The organism is Streptomyces sp. C36 (assembly GCF_040932295.1).
Classification (GTDB): Bacteria; Actinomycetota; Actinomycetes; order Streptomycetales; family Streptomycetaceae; genus Streptomyces; species Streptomyces triculaminicus.
Genome location: NZ_JBFQGI010000003.1, coordinates 564,467 through 582,213, shown reverse-complemented (window position 1 = coordinate 582,213; position 17,747 = coordinate 564,467). Strand labels below are relative to the sequence as shown.

16 protein-coding genes are annotated in these 17,747 nt (G+C 72.8%); 2 read left to right on the top strand and 14 right to left on the bottom strand.

The window, feature by feature from the left end; all coding sequences use genetic code 11:
• Positions 1-61: 61 nt before the first annotated feature.
• The 5 genes from AB4K12_RS12365 to AB4K12_RS12345 form a co-directional block, all read right to left on the bottom strand.
• Positions 62-1,234 (bottom strand): MBL fold metallo-hydrolase, encoded by a 1,173-nt coding sequence (locus AB4K12_RS12365; RefSeq protein ID WP_368434239.1) that lies wholly within the window; start codon positions 1,232-1,234, stop codon positions 62-64.
• A gap of 284 nt (positions 1,235-1,518) precedes the next feature.
• Positions 1,519-2,166, bottom strand: coding sequence for an alpha-ketoglutarate-dependent dioxygenase AlkB (locus AB4K12_RS12360; RefSeq protein ID WP_368434238.1), 648 nt, complete (start codon positions 2,164-2,166; stop codon positions 1,519-1,521).
• 66 nt (positions 2,167-2,232) lie between these two features.
• The gene (locus AB4K12_RS12355; RefSeq protein ID WP_368434455.1) at positions 2,233-3,081 is read right to left on the bottom strand and encodes an SAM-dependent methyltransferase; all 849 of its coding nucleotides are present in this window, start codon (positions 3,079-3,081) and stop codon (positions 2,233-2,235) included.
• Positions 3,082-3,194: 113 nt separating this feature from the next.
• The gene (locus AB4K12_RS12350; RefSeq protein ID WP_362252451.1) at positions 3,195-3,458 is read right to left on the bottom strand and encodes a DUF397 domain-containing protein; all 264 of its coding nucleotides are present in this window, start codon (positions 3,456-3,458) and stop codon (positions 3,195-3,197) included.
• A 3-nt stretch (positions 3,459-3,461) separates the two neighbouring features.
• Complete coding sequence (locus tag AB4K12_RS12345) at positions 3,462-4,328, bottom strand: helix-turn-helix domain-containing protein (protein ID WP_368434237.1); 867 nt, start codon at positions 4,326-4,328, stop codon at positions 3,462-3,464.
• A 100-nt stretch (positions 4,329-4,428) separates the two neighbouring features.
• On the opposite strand from AB4K12_RS12345, the gene AB4K12_RS12340 reads away from it, so the two are divergent.
• Entirely contained in the window at positions 4,429-4,923 is a 495-nt protein-coding gene (locus AB4K12_RS12340) for an ATP-binding protein (protein ID WP_368434236.1), read from the top strand.
• Between the two features lie 33 nt (positions 4,924-4,956).
• On the opposite strand, the gene AB4K12_RS12335 is transcribed toward AB4K12_RS12340, so the two are convergent.
• The gene (locus AB4K12_RS12335) at positions 4,957-5,757 is read right to left on the bottom strand and encodes an SGNH/GDSL hydrolase family protein (protein WP_207248411.1); all 801 of its coding nucleotides are present in this window, start codon (positions 5,755-5,757) and stop codon (positions 4,957-4,959) included.
• Positions 5,758-5,913: 156 nt separating this feature from the next.
• Here AB4K12_RS12335 and AB4K12_RS12330 point away from each other — a divergent pair, with 156 nt between their 5' ends.
• Positions 5,914-6,720, top strand: coding sequence for a tyrosine-protein phosphatase (locus AB4K12_RS12330; RefSeq protein WP_368434235.1), 807 nt, complete (start codon positions 5,914-5,916; stop codon positions 6,718-6,720).
• Positions 6,721-6,745: 25 nt separating this feature from the next.
• Here AB4K12_RS12330 and AB4K12_RS12325 read toward each other — a convergent pair whose 3' ends face one another.
• From AB4K12_RS12325 to hpnE, 8 genes are all read right to left on the bottom strand, one after another.
• Entirely contained in the window at positions 6,746-8,143 is a 1,398-nt protein-coding gene (locus AB4K12_RS12325; RefSeq protein WP_368434234.1) for an aspartate aminotransferase family protein, read from the bottom strand.
• A complete protein-coding gene (gene dxs / locus AB4K12_RS12320; RefSeq protein WP_368434233.1) occupies positions 8,140-10,068 on the bottom strand; it encodes a 1-deoxy-D-xylulose-5-phosphate synthase in 1,929 nt (642 codons plus the stop codon). The genes AB4K12_RS12325 and dxs overlap by 4 nt, the downstream gene beginning before the upstream one ends.
• A gap of 57 nt (positions 10,069-10,125) precedes the next feature.
• Positions 10,126-11,292: a flavodoxin-dependent (E)-4-hydroxy-3-methylbut-2-enyl-diphosphate synthase gene (gene ispG / locus AB4K12_RS12315; protein WP_368434232.1), complete on the bottom strand. Its 1,167-nt coding sequence runs from the start codon at positions 11,290-11,292 to the stop codon at positions 10,126-10,128.
• 5 nt (positions 11,293-11,297) lie between these two features.
• The gene (gene hpnH, locus AB4K12_RS12310) at positions 11,298-12,320 is read right to left on the bottom strand and encodes an adenosyl-hopene transferase HpnH (protein ID WP_179198842.1); all 1,023 of its coding nucleotides are present in this window, start codon (positions 12,318-12,320) and stop codon (positions 11,298-11,300) included.
• Positions 12,321-12,325: 5 nt separating this feature from the next.
• Positions 12,326-12,976 carry a 1-hydroxy-2-methyl-2-butenyl 4-diphosphate reductase gene (locus AB4K12_RS12305; RefSeq protein ID WP_368434231.1) on the bottom strand — a complete coding sequence of 217 codons (651 nt, stop codon included), beginning with the start codon at positions 12,974-12,976 and terminating at the stop codon, positions 12,326-12,328.
• Positions 12,976-14,994 (bottom strand): squalene--hopene cyclase, encoded by a 2,019-nt coding sequence (gene shc / locus AB4K12_RS12300; RefSeq protein WP_368434230.1) that lies wholly within the window; start codon positions 14,992-14,994, stop codon positions 12,976-12,978. The genes AB4K12_RS12305 and shc overlap by 1 nt, the downstream gene beginning before the upstream one ends.
• A 148-nt stretch (positions 14,995-15,142) precedes the next feature.
• Positions 15,143-16,207 (bottom strand): polyprenyl synthetase family protein, encoded by a 1,065-nt coding sequence (locus AB4K12_RS12295; protein ID WP_242705312.1) that lies wholly within the window; start codon positions 16,205-16,207, stop codon positions 15,143-15,145.
• Between the two features lie 71 nt (positions 16,208-16,278).
• Entirely contained in the window at positions 16,279-17,739 is a 1,461-nt protein-coding gene (gene hpnE / locus AB4K12_RS12290) for a hydroxysqualene dehydroxylase HpnE (RefSeq protein WP_368434229.1), read from the bottom strand.
• Positions 17,740-17,747: the final 8 nt, after the last annotated feature.

Genomic DNA, 17,747 nt, shown 5'->3' with positions numbered 1-17,747 from the left:
TCTGACAAGGGGTCATCCCACCCCCTGGGTAAACGCGCCAACGCCGCGCGGGACGACCGCGCTACGCCTGGAGGAGCACCTCGGCCGTCTCCGGCTCCTCGGCCGGACGCTCGCCGTCGCCCGCCGCCGGCGCCGCGACCGCCCGCCACCACGGCTCCAGCGGCAGCCCCACGGCCGGCTCGAACGGCTGGCCGGGCCGGGGTGCGACGACCCGGGCGCCCGCGCGGCGGCCGGCGGCGAGCGTTCCCTCGGCCGGCTCCTCCCAGGGGTGCGGGGCGAGGTTGAAGGTGCCCCAGTGGATCGGCAGCATGACGCCCGGCGCGGCGTCGCCGCCCTGCAGGTCGGTGTGCGCCCGCATGCCCTCCTCCGGGGTCATGTGGATGTCCGGCCAGAATTCGCTGTAGGCGCCGATCTGCACCATCGTGGCGTCGAACGGCCCGTACTGCGCGCCGATGTCGGCGAACCCGGGGAAGTAGCCGGTGTCACCGCTGTGGAAGACGCGGTGCTCGGGGCCGGCGACCACCCAGGAGGCCCACAGGGTGTGCTGGGTGTTGCGCAGCGCCCGGCCGCAGAAGTGCCGGGCGGGGGTGGCGGTGAGGGTGAGGCCGGCCACCTCGGTCGACTCGTGCCAGTCGAGCTCGGTGACGCGGTCCGCGGGGACGCCCCAGTGCTCGAGGTGGGCGCCGACGCCCAGCGGGACGACGAACGCCGTGCCGGTCCGGGCCAGCGCCCGGACGGTCGGCATGTCGAGGTGGTCGTAGTGGTCGTGGGAGATGACCACGGCGTCCAGCGGGCCGGTCTCGGCCAGCGGTACGGGCACCGGGTGCAGCCGCCGGGGGCCCAGATGGGCGAACGGCGAGCAGCGCTCGGACCACACCGGGTCGAAGAGCACGCGCGCGCCGTCGATCTCGGCCAGCACGCTGGAGTGGCCCATCCAGGTCAGGCGCAGCCCCGAGGCCGCCGGCACGGCCAGGTCGGCGACGGTGGTGGGGTGGACGGGCACGGCGTGGGCCGGGGCCCTGCGCAGGCGCTCCTCCTTGCGGAAGTACGTGGGCAGGAACTTCAGCATGGAGCCGGACGGGGTCCGCCGGGTGCCCTCCGGGTTGACGAACACGCCGCCCGCGAAGTTCGGCGACCGCCTGATGCGCGCCATCCGCTCCCCTGCCGGGTCCGCGCCGAAGGCGTCCGGCCGCAGCGAGTCGAGTGGTGAGCGGGTCGGACGGGAGCCGGTCACGGCGCCTCCAGGGTGAAGTGGGCAGGTCACCCCATTATCCGTCCGGGAAGGATCACCGCGGGGCGGGCCCTGCGCCAGGCGGCCCGCGACCCGTCACCCGTGGGCGCGACGCGTACGGCCGGCCGGGCCCACCCCCGTCGATCGGGGCCCGGACGGCGTCGTACGCACGGCCGGGGGCCAACTCTGCACGCTTCCCCGCACGGCCGCATCCGAATTTCCCGGCGGCCGTCGTTTCCCGGCGGCCGCCTTTTCCCGACAGCCGTCGTTTCCCGACGCGGCCGGCGTCACAGCCCGCTCACCCGCAGCGTGATGTTCAGCCGCCCCGTCAGCCCCAGGGCGGGCGGCGCGGTCCCGGGAAGGACGCGCGGCACACCGTGATAGGCGCGGCGCGCCGGGCCGCCGAAGACGAGGAGGTCTCCGCTGCGCAGCTCGACGTCCGTCCAGGGGCGGGTGCGTCCGTCGGTGTTGCCCAGGCGGAAGACGCAGGCGTCGCCGAGGCTGAGCGAGACGACGGGGGCGTCGGACCTCTCGTCGCCGTCGCGGTGCATGCCCATCTTCGCGGCGTGGTCGTAGAAGTTGACGAGCGCGATGTCGTACGCCTCCGGGCCGGCCGGCCGCCCGTACGCCCGGGTCACCGCGTCCCGGGCGAGAGCGTCCAGCCAGGGCGGGAAGGGTTTGACGGGCGCGCCGTCGCCGTCGACGACGGTGCGGGCGTAGCCGTAGGGGAACCAGTGCCAGCCCAGGCAGACCGTGCGCACCGACATCAGCCCGCCGCTCGGCATGCGCACGGTGCGCAGGCCGGCGGGCGGTCTGGCCCACTCGCGGCAGGCGGCGAGGAGGCGGAGCTGGGCGTCCTGGTCCAGCCATCCGGGGAGGTGCACCGCGCCGGGCGCGATCTCCGCCGGGGGCCGGGGGAAGAGCTCACCGTCCATGCGACCACCCTAGGACGGACCGCTGACACCGTCCCTGACCTGCGAGTTTCCAGAGGATGGCGGTGGTCAGCCCTTGCGGCCCACGCCTCCGTAGAAGATGGTGTTGCTGAGCTCCTCGGGGCCGGGCACCGGTCCGTCCGGCCGCCACAGCGGCACCCGGACCAGGCCGGGTTCGAGGAGCCGGAAGTCGCCGAAGAGCGGCTCGATGGCGGCCCGGCCGCGCAGGTTGAGGGCGGCGGTGGCGTTCTTGTAGACGTCCAGCACCCCGTCCCGGGCGACGGTGTCCGTACGGCCGGCCGCGTATCCCTCGTAGGGCTCCTCGGTGGCGTGGGAGAGGACGAGCATGCTGCCGGAGGGGAGGGCGTCGCCCAGGGTGGCGACGATGCCTGCCGGGTCCTCCTCGTCCTTGACGAAGTGCAGGACGGCGACGAGCAGCAGGGCCACGGGCTCGTCGAAGTCGATGAGCCCGCGGACGACCGGGTCGTTCAGGATCGTCTCGGGCCGCCGTACGTCCGCGAGCGCGAACCCCGCGCCGCCGGCGTCGGTCAGCTTCGCCCCGGCGTGGGTGGCGACGATGGGGTCGTTGTCGATGTAGGCGACGCGCACCCCGGGGTCGGTCTCCCGGGCCACCTCGTGGGTGTTGGGCGAGGTGGGGATGCCGGTGCCGATGTCGATGATCTGGCGGATGCCGCCGCGCACCGCCTCCTGCACGGCCCGGCGCATGAAGGCGCGGTTGGCGCGGGCGGACAGGCGCACCTGCGGGTGGGCCGCGATGACGCGCTCGGCGGCCGCCCGGTCGACCTCGTAGTTGTCCCAGCCGTCGAGGTAGTAGTCGTACATGCGGGCCGGGTGCGGCCTGCTGGTGTCGATCTCCTCGGCCGGGAAGCCCTGCTCGCCCGCGCCTATGCCGGGCATGCCCTGCTCGATCACGCCGTGTTCCCTTCGGTGCGCATGCAGATGTCGGCGCATGCGGATGTCCACGCATGCGGAGGTCGCCGGGCCGCCTGGTCCCGCGGCCGGACGGGGCGCTAGTCCGCGCTCGCGCGCGGGCCCGCCAGCAGGAAGTCCGCCTCGCCGGCCTTCGCGCCCCGGATGAAGGTCTCCATCTCGTGACGCGTGTAGATCAACGCGGGGCCCCCGGGGTCGGTGGACTGTCTCAGGGCCACCCGGCCGTCGCGCAGCCGCATGACCTCGACGCAGCTGCCGCCGTTGCCGCCGCTCCACGGCTTGCTCCAGCCCTCGGTGCCGAGGTCGGTCGCGGGCATGCCGTTGTAGACGCTGTCCAGATCCATGGTTCAGATCTCCTTACGAATGCCACCCAGGATTGCCTTGGTGGTGTGTGCCGGCGCGGCCTGCGCGCACATCCGGTCCAGCGCTTCCAGGAAGGACGAGACGTCGTCGCGCTGGTCGAAGTACGAGGCTCCGACGAGGTTCTCCGCGTACGCGATGTCCGGCAGTTCCTGGATGGGGAACCGGAAGATATGGAAGGGGCCGTACATCGCCGGGTGCGGCCCGGCGGCGAACGGCATGAACTGCAGCCGTACGTTCGGCATGTCGGTGGCCTCGACGAGCCGGTCGAGCTGGGCGCGCATGACGTCCGGCCCGCCGATGGGCCGGCGCAGCACGGTCTCGTCCATCACCACCCACAGCAGGGGCGCCTTCTCCCGCGTGAGCAGGCCCTGGCGTTCCCGGCGGACGGTGACGGCGCGCTCGACGTCGGCCTCGCGGGCGTGCGGCATCCCGGCGCGGAGGACCGCGCGGGCGTAGTCCTCGGTCTGCAGCAGTCCGGGGATGTAGTGGGGTTCGTAGGCGCGGATGAGATTGGCCTCACCCTCCAGGCTGACGAACGCGCTGAACCACTCGGGCAGTACGTCGCGGAAGCGGTGCCACCAGCCGGGGCGGTTGGCCTCCCGGGTGAGGGCGAGGAAGCCCTCCACCTCCTCCGCGTCGAGGACCCCGTAGACGCGGAGGAGCTTCTCCACGTAGGGGATCTTCAGCCCGACCTCGGCCTTCTCCATCCTGCGGACGGTGGCGTGGGTGACGTCGAGGGCACGGCCCGCCTCCTCGTAGGAGAGCCCCGCCTTCTCCCTCAGGTCGTGCAGGCGCTTGCCGAGCACGACCCTCAGGACGGTCGGAGCACCCGCCGGCCGCGAGTCCGCCACTGTCCACCCCCTCCAACTGCCGTCATATGCCTGCAGTGTGCCACGCGGTCTGTCGACCCGACAGACTGTCCTTACGATTCTGCAATTTGCAGATTGAACCTTGCCACAGACGATCGACATCGCACATAGTTGCGGAGTGCTCCCCTCCCACGACGCACCCTCGCTCGCGTTCCGCGGCGGCTTTTTCGCGGCCCGGCTGCAGGACGCTTTTCACTTCCCGGCCCTCAACACCTCGGTGGCGGAGGCGCGACAACGAGTGCTCGCGCGGCTGCGGGAATGGGGAATCGACGAAGTCGCCTGCGACGACGCCCAGTTGGTGGTGTCCGAACTGGTCACCAACGCGGTGCGGCACACCGACAGCGACAAGGTCAGCTGTCAGCTGCGGGTCGGCGGAGCGGCGCTGCGCATAGAGGTCGCCGACCGGGGGCACGCCCCGACCCAGCCCGTCGCCCGGTGCAGCGGGGCGGACGAGGAGAGCGGACGGGGCCTGCTGCTGGTCGGGGCGTTGTCCCAGGCCTGGGGCGTACGGCCCGACGACGACGGCAGAGGCCGCGTCGTCTGGGCCGACGTGCCGCACCGGCGGCTCGCCCACTGAAAGGCCTTCCGGGGCCCTCGCGGGCCCCGGGCGTCACAGCGGCAGCAGGTCCGGGCGCTTGGGCTCGACGTTGTCGCCCGAGGACTCGCCGCGCAGCCGGCGCCCGATCCACGGCACGAGGTACTCGCGCGCCCAGTGGACGTTGTCCCGGCGCACCTCGGCGGCCGAACGCTGCTCCTCCGTCGGCCACTCCTGGTCGGGGTCGGCCGGCACCTCCAGGCCGAGGACCTGGGCGGCGCGCAGGGCGACGCGGGTGTGCCCGTCCGCCGACAGGTGCAGGCGGTCGTCGCTCCAGGCCCGCCGGTCCTGCACCGAGCGCAGCGACCACAGGTCGAGGACCGGGCAGTCGTGGCGGTCGGCGATGGCCCGCACATGGGCGGTGTACGTCGCGATCTTGCCCCGCAGGTGACGCAGGACCGGAACGCCCCGGGTGTCGAAGCCGGTGCACAGCAGGACCGTTCCGACCGAGCCGGTGAGCCGGACGACGGCGGCCTCGTAACGCTCGGCCACGTCGTCGGGGTCGCTGCCCGGCCGCAGGATGTCGTTGCCGCCGGCGCAGAAGGTGACGAGGTCCGGCCCGAGCTCCTGGGCCCTGGGGACCTGCTCCTCGACGATCTGGTCCAGAAGCCGGCCGCGGACGGCGAGGTTGGCGTACGTGAACGAGTGCTCGGGCTGCTGATCGGAGAGGAGTACGGCCAGTCGGTCGGCCCAGCCGACGAAGGCGCCGTCGGGTCCTGGATCCCCGACGCCCTCGGTGAAGCTGTCCCCGACGGCTGCGTACGACCCGATCGCGCCGATGGCGCGCTTGCTGAAGGAATTCGAATCGTCTGCCACGTCAGTGCATCTTTCACCTTCAGGAGTGACCTACGCCACCGTAACCAGGGGTTGACGTGCCGTGATGTATCCCACCCCGGAAAAATCACCGCTCCCGGAATACGATTTGGCGTCACCCCCGACGGCCCGTCGCCACCATGATTCCGAGGAGCGCCCGTGACGCAGACGCCACACGTCCCGTCCACCGAGCCCGAGCTGGCGGGAGTGCGCAACTTCCGTGACCTGGGCGGCCTGCCGGCCGCCGGCGGGCGGAGCGTACGGCCCGGCGTCCTCTTCCGCAGCGGTCACCTGGCCCACGCCACCGAGGCCGACACCGCCTTCCTCGCCTCGCTGGGCCTGCACACCGTCTTCGACTTCCGCAACGCCGCGGACATCGCGCTCGAGGGCCCGGACGTGACGCTCCCCGGCGTGCGCAACCTCAACATCCCGCTGTCCGACCCCGCGGACGGCAGCGAGTTCTGGCGGATGGTCCGCGACGGCGACCTGGACATACTGCGGTCCGTGCTGGGCGAGGGCCGTGCGGCGGGCCGGATGGCCGCGTCGTACCGCGTGATGATCACCACCCGCACCGCCGAGCACAGCCGGGTGCTGCACACCCTTGCCGACGAGTCCGTCCCCGCCCTGATGCACTGCGCCGCCGGCAAGGACCGCGCGGGGCTGTCGATCGCGGTGACGCTGCTGGCCCTCGGGGTCGAGCGCGAGGCCGTCGAGGCGGACTACCTGGAGTCGAACGCGCCGCACCGGCGGTACCGGGTGCGGCGCGGCGACGGCACGGACGGTTCGGCGTCCCCGGAGGTGCTGGAGCTGCTGTCGCCGCTGTTCGAGGCGCGGAGCATGTACCTGGCCGCGGCGTTCGCGGCGATCGACGAGCGGTGGGGAGGCACCGAGCGGTACCTCTCCGAGGGGCTCGGGCTGGCCCACCACACCCGCGACCGGCTGCGGGAGCGGCTGCTCGGCGACTGAGGCCGGGGGGTGGGGGCCGGCCGGCTCAGCGGCTCCCCACCGCCTGCTTCACCAGCGTGCGGCCGAAGTCCCACATCAGGCCGCCGCCGTTGTGGGCCTCGTCCATGACGGCCGTGAATGCCTTCACGAACCGGTCCACCTCGGGCTCGCCGATGATCAGCGGCGGGATCAGCTTGATGACCTCGAGGTGGTCGCCCGAGACCTGGGTGAGGATGCGGTGCCTGCGCAGCAGCGGCACCACGACCATCTGCGCGAACAGCCCCTTGCGGGCCGCCTGCAGCATCGTCCAGCGGCTGCGCAGCGCCAGCGACCTCGGCCTGCCGAACTCGATGCCGACCATCAGGCCCCGGCCGCGTACCTCGTGCAGCAGCTCGTAGCGGTCGACCAGCGCCGCCAGCCGCGAGCGCAGCAGGTCGCCGGTGGTCCGGGCGTTCTCCACCAGACGCTCCTCCTCCATGACGGCGAGCACCGCCAGCCCGGCCGCCATGGCCTGGGCGTTGGAGCCGAAGCTGGCCGAGTGGACCAGCACCCGGTCCATGGAGGAGTAGACCTTCTTGAAGATCCAGTCCTTGCCGAGCGTGGCGCCGACGGGGACATAGCCGCCGGACAGCGCCTTGGCCACGCACACCAGGTCCGGCTCCACGTCCCGCTCGTGCCGGTAGGCGAAGAAGTCGCCGGTCCGCCCGATGCCGGTCTGCACCTCGTCCGCGATCAGCAGCGCCTTGTGCCGGTGCAGCAGGTCCTGTGCCGCGCGCAGGAATCCGGGCGGCGCCTCGTGCACGCCCTTGCCCTGGACGGGCTCCACCACGAAGCCCGCCACGTCCCCGCGCTCCAGCTCCCGCTCCAGGCGCCCGAGGTCGCCGAGCGGGATCGCGGTGTCCGGCAGCAGGGGCGCGAAGCCGTCCCGGAAGCCCTCCTCGCCGTTGACCGACAGGGAGCCCGCGGTCAGGCCGTGGAAGGCGTGCTCGCAGTAGAGGATCCTCGGTCTGCCGGTGGCGTACCGGGCGAACTTCAGCGCCGTCTCCACCGCCTCGGTGCCGCTGTTGCCGAAGAACACCCGGTCCAGGTGCGGCGCGTGGGCCAGCAGCTTCTCGGCGAGCAGGCCGGGCAGCGGGGGGCAGTCGAAGCGGGTGAGGTCGGCCAGCTGGGCGTCGAGGACGTCGTGCAGCGCCTTGCGGACGACCGGGTGGTGCCGGCCCACCCCCATCACCCCGAAGCCGGCGAGCATGTCGAGGTAGTCCTGCCCGTCGGCGTCCCAGAAATAGGCGCCCTCGGCGCGCTCGTAGACCTTGTCGAAGCCGATGGTGCGCAGCATGCGCGGCAGCTGGTGGTTGAGGTGCCGGGCGTGCAGGTCGTACCGCTCGCCGCCGCGCTCGGCCAGCAGGTGGGCCAGGTCGAAGCCCTTGGGGTCGTCGGCGGTCATGCGGTGCTCTCCTCCTTGACGGCCGTCTCCTCGGTGCGGGCCAGGGCCGCGCTGATCCGGCCGGCGATCTCGGCGGGGGTCAGGCCGAGGTCGGCGAGCACCTCGGCCCGCTTGGCGTGCGCCAGGAACTGCTCGGGGATGCCGAAGGTCCGTACGGGCAGGTCGACGCCCGCGTCGCGCAGCGCCTGGGACACGGCCCAGCCGACGCCGCCGGTACGGCTGTTGTCCTCGGCCACGGCGACCAGGCGGTGGCGCGCGGCGAGGCCGGGCAGGGCCTCGTCGACCGGCTTGACCCAGCGCGGGTCGACGACCGTGCAGGTGGTGCCGCGGTCCCGCAGGAGCCCGGCGACGTCCAGCCCCACCTCCGCCATGGCCCCGACGGCGACGAACAGCACGTCGGCGCCGTCGTCCGCGCCCTCGTCCGCGCCGTCCGGCCGGGCCAGGACGTCCATGCCGCCGACCCGTCCGACGGCCGGGATGTCCCGGCCCACGGTCTCCTTCGGGAAGCGCACGACGGTCGGGGCGTCCTCGACGGCCACGGCCTCGCGCAGCTGGGCGCGCAGCTGGCCGGCGTCGCGCGGGGCGGCGATGCGCAGGCCGGGGACGACCTGGAGGATCGACATGTCCCACATGCCGTTGTGGCTGGGCCCGTCGGTGCCGGTGACGCCGGCCCGGTCCAGCACGAACGTCACCCCGCACCTGTGCAGGGCGACATCCATGAGCACCTGGTCGAAGGCGCGGTTGAGGAAGGTGGCGTAGACGGCGAAGACGGGGTGCAGGCCGCCGGTGGCCAGCCCGGCGGCCGACACCGCGCCGTGCTGCTCGGCGATGCCGACGTCCCACACCCGGTCGGGGTAGGCCTCGGCGAACTTCGTCAGCCCCACCGGGTGCAGCATCGCCGCCGTGATGGCGACGACGTCGGGCCGCTCGGCACCGATCCTGAGCATCTCGTCGCCGAAGACGGACGTCCACGACGTGCCCGGGGAGGGGGACAGCGGTTCGCAGGTCAGCGGGTTCATCACGCCGACCGTGTGGAAACGGTCCGCTTCGTCCTCCAGCGCCGGCTGGTAGCCGCGCCCCTTCTGGGTGCGGCAATGCACGAGGACCGGGCCGTGGAAGCGCTTGGCCCGGCGCAGCGCCGACTCGACGGCGGCGATGTCGTGCCCGTCTATCGGGCCGAGGTACTTCAGGCCCAGGTCCTCGAACATGCCCTGGGGGGCGAAGGTGTCCTTGAAGCCCTTCTTCGCGCCGTGCAGCGACTCGTAGAGCGGCCTGCCGAGGACCGGGACGCTCAGGACCGCGTCCTTGCCCCACGACAGGGCGCGTTCGTAGCCGTCGGTGGTGCGCAGCGTGGCCAGGTGGTCGGCGAGGCCGCCGATGGTGGGCGCGTAGCTGCGCGCGTTGTCGTTGACGACGATGATCAGCTGCCGGTCCTTGGCGGCGGCGATGTTGTTGAGGGCCTCCCAGGCCATGCCGCCGGTGAGCGCGCCGTCGCCGATGACGGCGACGACATGGCGGTTCCAGCGGCCGAGGACCTGGTTGGCCTTGGCGAGGCCGTCGGCCCAGCCCAGGACGGTGGAGGCGTGGCTGTTCTCGATGACGTCGTGCTCGGACTCCTCGCGGGAGGGGTAGCCCGACAGGCCGCCCTTGCCGCGCAGCTTGGAGAAGTCCTGGCGCCCGGTCAGCAGCTTGTGGACGTAGCTCTGGTGGCCGGTGTCCCACAGGACGCGGTCGGCGGGTGAGTCGAAGGCGCGGTGCAGGGCGATGGTCAGCTCCACCACGCCGAGGTTCGGCCCGAGGTGGCCGCCGGTCCTGGCCACGGCGTGGACCAGGAAGTGGCGGATCTCCTCGGCGAGGTCGGTCAGGTCCTCCCCGTCCAGTGCCTTCACGTCGTGCGGACCGCGGATGTTCTCCAGCAACGACACGCCGGCCCCCTCCTCTTCTGTCGGCCTGGTGCGCCAGGCTCGTTCGGACCCCGCCGGTCAGACGACGGTGACGGCGGGGCTCCCCGACAGGGCGCCGTCCTTCTCCATCTGCTCGGCGAGCTTCAACGCTTCGTCGATGAGGGTCTCGACGATCTTCGACTCGGGGACGGTCTTGATGACCTCGCCCTTGACGAAGATCTGGCCCTTGCCGTTGCCGGAGGCGACGCCCAGGTCGGCCTCGCGCGCCTCACCGGGGCCGTTGACGACACAGCCCATGACGGCCACGCGCAGCGGCACCTCCATCCCCTCCAGGCCGGCGGTCACCTGGTCCGCGAGTTTGTAGACGTCCACCTGCGCCCGGCCGCAGGAGGGACACGAGACGATCTCCAGGCGGCGCCGGCGGAGGTTGAGGGACTCCAGGATCTGGATGCCGACCTTGATCTCCTCGGCCGGCGGGGCCGACAGGGAGACGCGGATGGTGTCGCCGATGCCCTCGGAGAGCAGCGCGCCGAAGGCGACGGCGGACTTGATGGTGCCCTGGAAGGCCGGGCCCGCCTCGGTGACGCCCAGGTGCAGCGGGTAGTCGCACTGGGCGGCCAGCTGGCGGTAGGCGTTGACCATCACGACCGGGTCGTTGTGCTTGACCGAGATCTTGATGTCGCGGAAGCCGTGCTCCTCGAAGAGCGAGGCCTCCCACAGCGCCGACTCCACCAGCGCCTCGGGCGTCGCCTTGCCGTACTTCTCCAGCAGGCGGCGGTCCAGCGAGCCGGCGTTCACACCGATACGGATCGGGGTGCCGGCCGCCGAGGCGGCGCGCGCGATCTCCCTGACCTTGTCGTCGAACTGCCGGATGTTGCCCGGGTTCACACGCACCGCCGCGCAGCCGGCGTCGATGGCCGCGAAGACGTACTTCGGCTGGAAGTGGATGTCCGCGATCACCGGGATCCGGGACTTCTTCGCGATGACCGGCAGCGCGTCGGCGTCGTCCTGCGACGGACAGGCGACGCGCACGATCTGACAGCCGGCGGCCGTGAGCTCGGCGATCTGCTGCAGCGTCGCGCCGACGTCCGCCGTGACCGTCGTGGTCATCGACTGCACGGACACCGGGGCGTCGCCGCCGACGGGGACCGGCCCGACCTGGATGCGCCGCGAGGGGCGGCGCACCGCGAGCGGCCGGGCCGGGGTCGTGGGCAGCCCGAGGGAGACGGGCTCCGTCGTGGCCACGACGGTCAGCCCCGGTTCCCGGAGACGGTCTCCCGGGCCGCTCGCAGCGATTCCTTGAGCGAGCCCATCGTGGCCAGCACCGCCGTGGGTTCGTAGCCGCAGTGCGCCATGCAGTTGGCGCACCGGGGGTCCTTGCCCCGCCCGTACTTCTCCCACTCGGTCTCCTCGATGAGCTGCCGGTACGTGGGGACGTAGCCGTCGCTCATCAGGTAGCAGGGGCGCTGCCAGCCGAAGAGGGAGTAGTTGGGGATGGCCCACGCGGTGCACGGGAAGTCGGCCTTGCCCTCGAGGAAGTCGAGGAAGAGCGGGCTGTGGTTGAGCCGCCAGCGCCGCCGGTTGCCGCCGGCGAAGGCCTTCTTGAACAGCTCGCGGGTCTGCTCGACGCCCAGGAAGTGCTCCTGGTCCGGTGCCTTCTCGTAGGCGTAGGCGGGCGAGATCATCATCTCGTCCACCTGCAGGTCGTCGTTGAGGTAGTTCAGCACCTCGATGACGGTCTGCGCGGTGTCGGTGTTGAAGAACGTCGAGTTGGTGGTGACCCGGAAGCCGCGGCGCTTGGCCTCCTTGATCGCCTCCACCGCCTCGTCGAAGACGCCCTCCTTGGCGACCGACTCGTCGTGCCGCTCGCGCAGCCCGTCGATGTGCACCGCGAACGCGAAATAGGGAGAAGGAGTGAACTTCTCCATCTTCTTCCGCATCAGCAGGGCGTTGGTGCAAAGGAAGACGTATTTCTTCCGGGCCACCAGCTGCCGCACGATTTCATCGATCTGCGGGTGCATCAAAGGCTCGCCGCCGGCGATGGAAACCATGGGCGCACCGGATTCCAGCACCGCGCCGACCGCCTGGGCGACGGGCATGCGCTGTTTCAGCACGCCGGCCGGATGCTGGATCTTCCCGCAGCCCTCGCATTTGAGGTTGCAGGCGAAGAGCGGCTCGAGCTCCACGATCAGCGGGAACTTCTCCCGCTTGCGCAGCTTCTGTTCAAAGAGATAGGTCCCGACCCGGATGGTCTGGCGGAGCGGCATGGCCATCTGGCTCACCTCCTGGGGAGCAGCAAAGAACGGTGCCATTCGAAAAAGGCCGGCAGGACGGTGCGGAGTACGCGGAAGGCCGATATTCCACCCCGCAGGGTCCCGATTCGTACCAGTTCATGTTCTGGAGCGTCCACGACCACTCTTACGGCCGCAACCGGGCGTGAACCCGCCCGAACGGCGCTTCGGAGCGTGGCGGCGGACTCCATGTCCGTGGCGAGCGCGCCCGCGGCGTGCAGCGCCTGCCGTTCCGCGCCGCGCACGACGTGGTCCGAGCCCACCAGCGGCCCGGTGTGGATGACGCGCCGGGGCGCGAGGCGGGCGAGCTCCTTGGCGAGCAGCTCGGCGCCGGCGCACTCCGTGCGGCCCTCGCCGTCGCGCGTCTCGTCGGCGACGACCAGGTCGCCGGGGTGCATCCCGGGGGCCAGGCCGGCGCAGAAGCCCGTGGCGATCACGGCTGCGTCGCGCAGGGCCTCGTCCTCGCCCAGGGCCCGGGTGACGGCGCGCTCGGCGGCCTGCGGTCCCATGCCGGTGCGCAGGACGGTCACGGGTCCGGCCGCGCCGCCCTGGCCGCCGCGCAGGGCGAGGCGCTCGATGCCGAGCGCACAGGCGATCAGCAGCGGGGCGGGGGCCGGCGTGACCGTACCGGGCTTCATCAGCCCTCCAGCCGTTCGGCGGCGAAGGGCTCGCCGTGCAGGTACCGGCCGAGCGCGGTGAGCGGGAAGACCTGGCGGTAGAGGTGGTAGTTGATGGAGAAGTCCCACGGGAAGCCGGTGCCGGTGAAGTACGGCTCGTCCCAGGAGCCGTCCTCGGCCTGCGTGTCGGTCAGATGGGCCACGCCCCGGACCGCGGCCTCGCTGTCGCGCTCCCCGGCGGCGAGCAGGGCCAGCAGGGCCCACGCCGTCTGCGAGGGGGTGGACGCGCCGCGCCCGATCCACTCGGGGTCGCGGTACGAGCGCAGGTCCTCGCCCCAGCCGCCGTCCGGGTTCTGCACCTCGCGCAGCCACGCGACGGCCCGGCGCACGGCCGGGTGCGAGGCGGGGATCCCGGCGGCCACCAGGGCGGGGAGCACGGATCCGGTGCCGTAGACGTAGTTGACGCCCCAGCGGCCGAACCAGGCGCCGGACTCCTCCTGCTCGCCCAGCAGCCACTCGATGCCGCGCCGGGTGCGCGGGTCGTGCCGCTTGCCGAGGACGGCCAGCATCTCGACGACGTGCGCGGTGACGTCGGCGGACGGCGGGTCGACGACCTCGCCGAAGTCGCAGAACGGCAGCCGGTTGGGGAAGGGGCTGGTGTTGTCGGCGTCGAAGGCACCCCAGGCGCCGTTCCTCGACTGCATGCCCACCGTCCAGCGGGCGGCGCGGGCGAGGGCCGTCTCCACCCGGGCGGGGTCGGGGTGCGCGACGCGCTTGAGGGCGAGGGCGACCTCGGCGGTGTCGTCGATGTCGGGGTAGTTGTCGTTGTCGAACTCGAAGGCCCAGCCGCCCGGGGGCAGTTCCGGCCGGCGCACGGCCCAGTCGCCGGAGCGCAGGATCTGCTCGTCGAGCATCCAGTCGGCGGCCCTGACCAGCGCCGGGTGGTCGGCGGGCACGCCCGCGTCGGCGAGCGCGATGGTGGCCAGGCAGGTGTCCCAGACCGGGGACTGGCAGGCCTCGATCATCCGGACGGGGGCGCCGTCCGCGTCCTCGTGCCAGACGGCGAAACGGTCCAGCGACTCGAGCCCGGCGCGCAGCACCGGGTGGTGGAGGTCGTAGCCGAGGAGGTTCAGGGCGATGACGGAGTAGACGGCGGGGGGCTGGATGCCGCCCCAGCAGCCGTCGTTCTCCTGGCGCTCGATGATCCAGCGGGCCGCGGAGTTCAGCGCCGCGCGGCGCAGCGGGCCCACCGGGAAGCGGTGGTAGAGGTGCAGCGCCTTGTCCATGCGCTGGAAGAGGCCGTCCCAGGTGGTGGCCGGGGCGAGCGGGCGCGGCGGGTTCGGCCGACGGGGGTCGGTGTGGAGCTCGTCGAGGCCGAAGGGGGCGGGCCGTACGGGCCGCAGGGCCGAGACGATCGTCAATGGCACGATGGTCTGCCGGGCCCACTGGCCGAAGTCGTAGATGTTGAGGGGGAATCGCTTCGGCAGGTACATGATCTCCGGCGGCAGCTCGGGGAGATCCTCCCACCGCCACCAGCCGAAGAGGGCCAGCCAGATGCGGGTGAAGACGCGGGTGGCGGCGATGCCGCCCTGTTCGCGGACCCAGGCGGAGGCGGCGGCCATGTGCGGCGCGTCGGGGGCGTCCCCGGCGAGCCGCAGCGCGACGTAGGCCTCGACGGTGGCGGAGAGTTCGGGGGGCCCGTTGTGGAAGGTGGCCCAGGTGCCGTCGGGGAGCTGCCGCGAGCGGATGAAGCGGGCGGCCGCCGCGGTGGTCTTCTCGTCGCGGACGCCGAGGAACTGACGGAGCAGCAGGTCTTCGGCGTCCATGGTGACGTTGGTCTCCAGGTCGCCCTTCCACCAGCCCCGCGGGTCCTGGCGGGTGAGGAGGTGCTCGACGGCGCGGGCGGTGGCCCGCTCCACGGCTTCGCGCCCCTTGGGCGGCTCGGCGTCCGTCGCCGCGCCGGGAGGCGCGGTGGTGCTCTGGCCGGCCTCGGCCACCCGGGGCGGTAGCGCCCCGGTGCCGTCGGTCGTCGCTGTCATGGCTTCCCCTAATGCAGTGAGTTTCTTCTCTGCCGTACTGCTTGTTACTGCCGTACTTGGGGGGTTCCGTCGGCCGGCGCCGAGCAGGGCACCGGCCGGCGACCGCGAGGGTGGCTAGTTCGGGTGAATGGCGATCCTCTTTCGTTCCTCAGCTCTTGCGCACGACGACGAAGTCGGCGAGCGCGGTCAGCTGCGCCCGGACCTCGGCCGGCATGTCGATCGCGCTCAGGGCCTGGATGGCCGTGGCGTGCTGGCGACGGGCCTCCTCGGAGGTCCACTCGCGGCCGCCCGCCTCCTCGATCAGCGCCGCGCGGCTGGCGAACTCTTCCTCGGTGAAGTGGGCGAGCTGGGCGTCGCTCAGCTTGGCGTCGTCGGCGAGGATCCGGGCCAGCCGCTCGGAGGCCGGGCCGCCCGCCGCGAGGGCGGCGACGACCGGGAGGGACTTCTTGCGCTGGCGCAGGTCGCTCCAGGTCTGCTTGCCGGTGGTCTCCGGGTCGCCCCAGATGCCCAGCAGGTCGTCGACGGCCTGGAAGGCGAGGCCGAGGTGGTAGCCGTAGGCCTCCAGGGTGTCGGCCGTACGGTCGTCGGCGCCGCCGAGGACCGCGCCGATGGAGACCGCGCAGGCCAGCAGGGCGCCGGTCTTGTTGCCCTCCATCTCCAGGCATTCCTCGACGGTGACCCGCTCGCGGTGCTCGTAGGAGATGTCCTGGGCCTGGCCGTCGATGAGCTTGCGGGTGGCGGTGGTCAGCCGCCGGGTGGCCCGGCCCGCCTCGACGGTGCCGAGCTCGAGGAGCACCTCGTTGGCGAGCGCGAAGAGCGCGTCGCCCACGAGGATGGCCTGGGCCGGGCTGTAGGCCTTCCAGACGGTGTCGCGGTGGCGGCGCTGCTCGTCGCCGTCCATCAGGTCGTCGTGCAGCAGCGAGAAGTTGTGCACGAGCTCGACGGCGACGGCGCCGGGGACGCCCACCTCGGGAGCGGCGCCCGCCGCCTCGGCGGACAGCAGGGCGAGGGCGGGCCGGATGGCCTTGCCGCTGTCGCCGTGCGCCGGCCGGCCTTCGACGTCGATCCAGCCGAAGTGGTAGGCGGCGACGGTGTCCATGGGTGCCGCGAGCCGGTTGACGGCGGCACGCAGCACCGGCGTGGCAAGCGTCCGTCCGCGCTCCAGCAGGGCGCGAACGCCCGCGGTGTCGACAGCTGGGATCGCCGATGTCACGGTCTCTCCTCTGGTGATCGTGCTCACGCGCGTCCCGCCTGCGGGAACGCGCGCCTTGATGGCTCGCTGGTTCATACCGCCGCCTCTCTGAGGGGGCTTCGGTGAGGTCGGCCGAGCTCGGAGAGTGCCGCGCCGGCGGCGTTCAGACCGCTTCGCACCGCGCTCTCCATGGTCGCGGGCCAGCCGGTGGCGGTCCACGCGCCGGCCAGGTAGAGGCCGGGCGCGTTCGTGGGGGCGTCCGGCCGCAGCCGGCCGACGCCCGGGGCGGGGGCGAACGTCGCCGTGCGCTCCCGGGTGACGAAGAAGTCGCGTACGACCGCGCCCCGGGCCGCCGGCAGCAGCCGCTCGAGCTCGGGGAGATAGCGCTCGCGCAGCTCGGCGACGGGCCGGTCGATGTCGTCCTGCGCGGCCGACTGGGAGACGGCCAGGTACTGGGCGCCGGGCTCCCGCTCGGCGAGGCCGGAGGAGTCGGTGCGGTCGAAGACCCACTGCACGGGGCTGCCGAGCGCCGTGAAGAAGGGCTGCCGCAGCACCGCGCGGTCGTAGACGACGTGCAGGTTGAGGATGGGGGCGGTGTCGATGCCGAGCAGGCGGTCGGCGTCGTCGAGGGCGCCGTCGGGCAGCAGGGCGTGGGTCTCGCGCTGGGGTACGGCCAGCACGACGACGTCGGCGTCGAGCCGCTCGGCGGCGCCGGGGCCGGCCTCGGTGCGCACCTGCCAGCCGCCGGCGCCGACGCGCTCGACGTGGGTGGCGCGGGTGCGCAGGGCGTAGCGGACGCCCGCCCGGTCCAGGGCGGCGCGGGCCCGGGTGTCGTGCAGCTCGCCGAGCGGCACGCGCGCCCAGCCGATGTCGGCGGCGCCGGGCTCGGAGAGCAGCCCGGTCTTGAAGACCATGGCGGCCAGGCCCAGCGAGGACCGGTCGGCGGTGGCGTTGAGGGTGGCCACGCCCACCAGGTCCCACAGTGCCTCGACGGCACGGTCCGACTGGCCGTGGCGGTGCAGCCAGGACGCGAAGTCCTCGCCGTCCAGCGCGGGGTCCATCGGGTCGAGCTTGCCGAGGGCCAGCGCGGCCCGGCCGACCTTGGCCCGCTCGGCGAGCGAGAGGTGGGGGTAGGTGGCCAGGCTCGCCGCCAGGTGCAGGGGCACGGGCAGGGCGGCGCGGCGCAGCCGGCCCAGGCGGGGCCGTCCCGAGGGGTGGCCGACGTCCAGGACGGGCACGTCGAGCCGGTCCTGCAGGGGCGCGAGGTGCAGCGCGTCGACCCGGTCGAGGAACCACTGGTAGGCGGTGCAGCAGCGCAGGTAGACGTGCTGGCCATTGTCGACGGTGAGGTCGCCGCGGCGGAAGGAGAAGGCCAGGCCGCCCAGGCGCGGCCGGCCTTCGACGAGCGTGACGGACAGGCCGGCGTCGGCGAGCTCGAGGGCGGCGGTGACGCCGGCGAGCCCACCCCCGATCACTACCGCGGCCGCCCCGTCGGGGCGGCCTGCCTCGTCTGTGCGGAGCCGGTCGGGCCGGGTCGTCGTCTCCGGTGTCATGCGCCCAC

What these genes read in the sequence shown, in the direction of transcription:
- AB4K12_RS12350 (WP_362252451.1), bottom strand. Translation starts at nt 3,458, where the DNA reads ATGGATCTGGACAGCGTCTACAACGGCATGCCCGCGACCGACCTCGGC.
- AB4K12_RS12355 (WP_368434455.1), bottom strand. Translation starts at nt 3,081, where the DNA reads ATGCCCGGCATAGGCGCGGGCGAGCAGGGCTTCCCGGCCGAGGAGATC.
- AB4K12_RS12305 (WP_368434231.1), bottom strand. Translation starts at nt 12,976, where the DNA reads ATGAAGCCCGGTACGGTCACGCCGGCCCCCGCCCCGCTGCTGATCGCC.
- AB4K12_RS12360 (WP_368434238.1), bottom strand. Translation starts at nt 2,166, where the DNA reads ATGGACGGTGAGCTCTTCCCCCGGCCCCCGGCGGAGATCGCGCCCGGC.
- AB4K12_RS12325 (WP_368434234.1), bottom strand. Translation starts at nt 8,143, where the DNA reads ATGACCGCCGACGACCCCAAGGGCTTCGACCTGGCCCACCTGCTGGCC.
- shc (WP_368434230.1), bottom strand. Translation starts at nt 14,994, where the DNA reads ATGACAGCGACGACCGACGGCACCGGGGCGCTACCGCCCCGGGTGGCC.
- hpnH (WP_179198842.1), bottom strand. Translation starts at nt 12,320, where the DNA reads ATGGCCATGCCGCTCCGCCAGACCATCCGGGTCGGGACCTATCTCTTT.
- hpnE (WP_368434229.1), bottom strand. Translation starts at nt 17,739, where the DNA reads ATGACACCGGAGACGACGACCCGGCCCGACCGGCTCCGCACAGACGAG.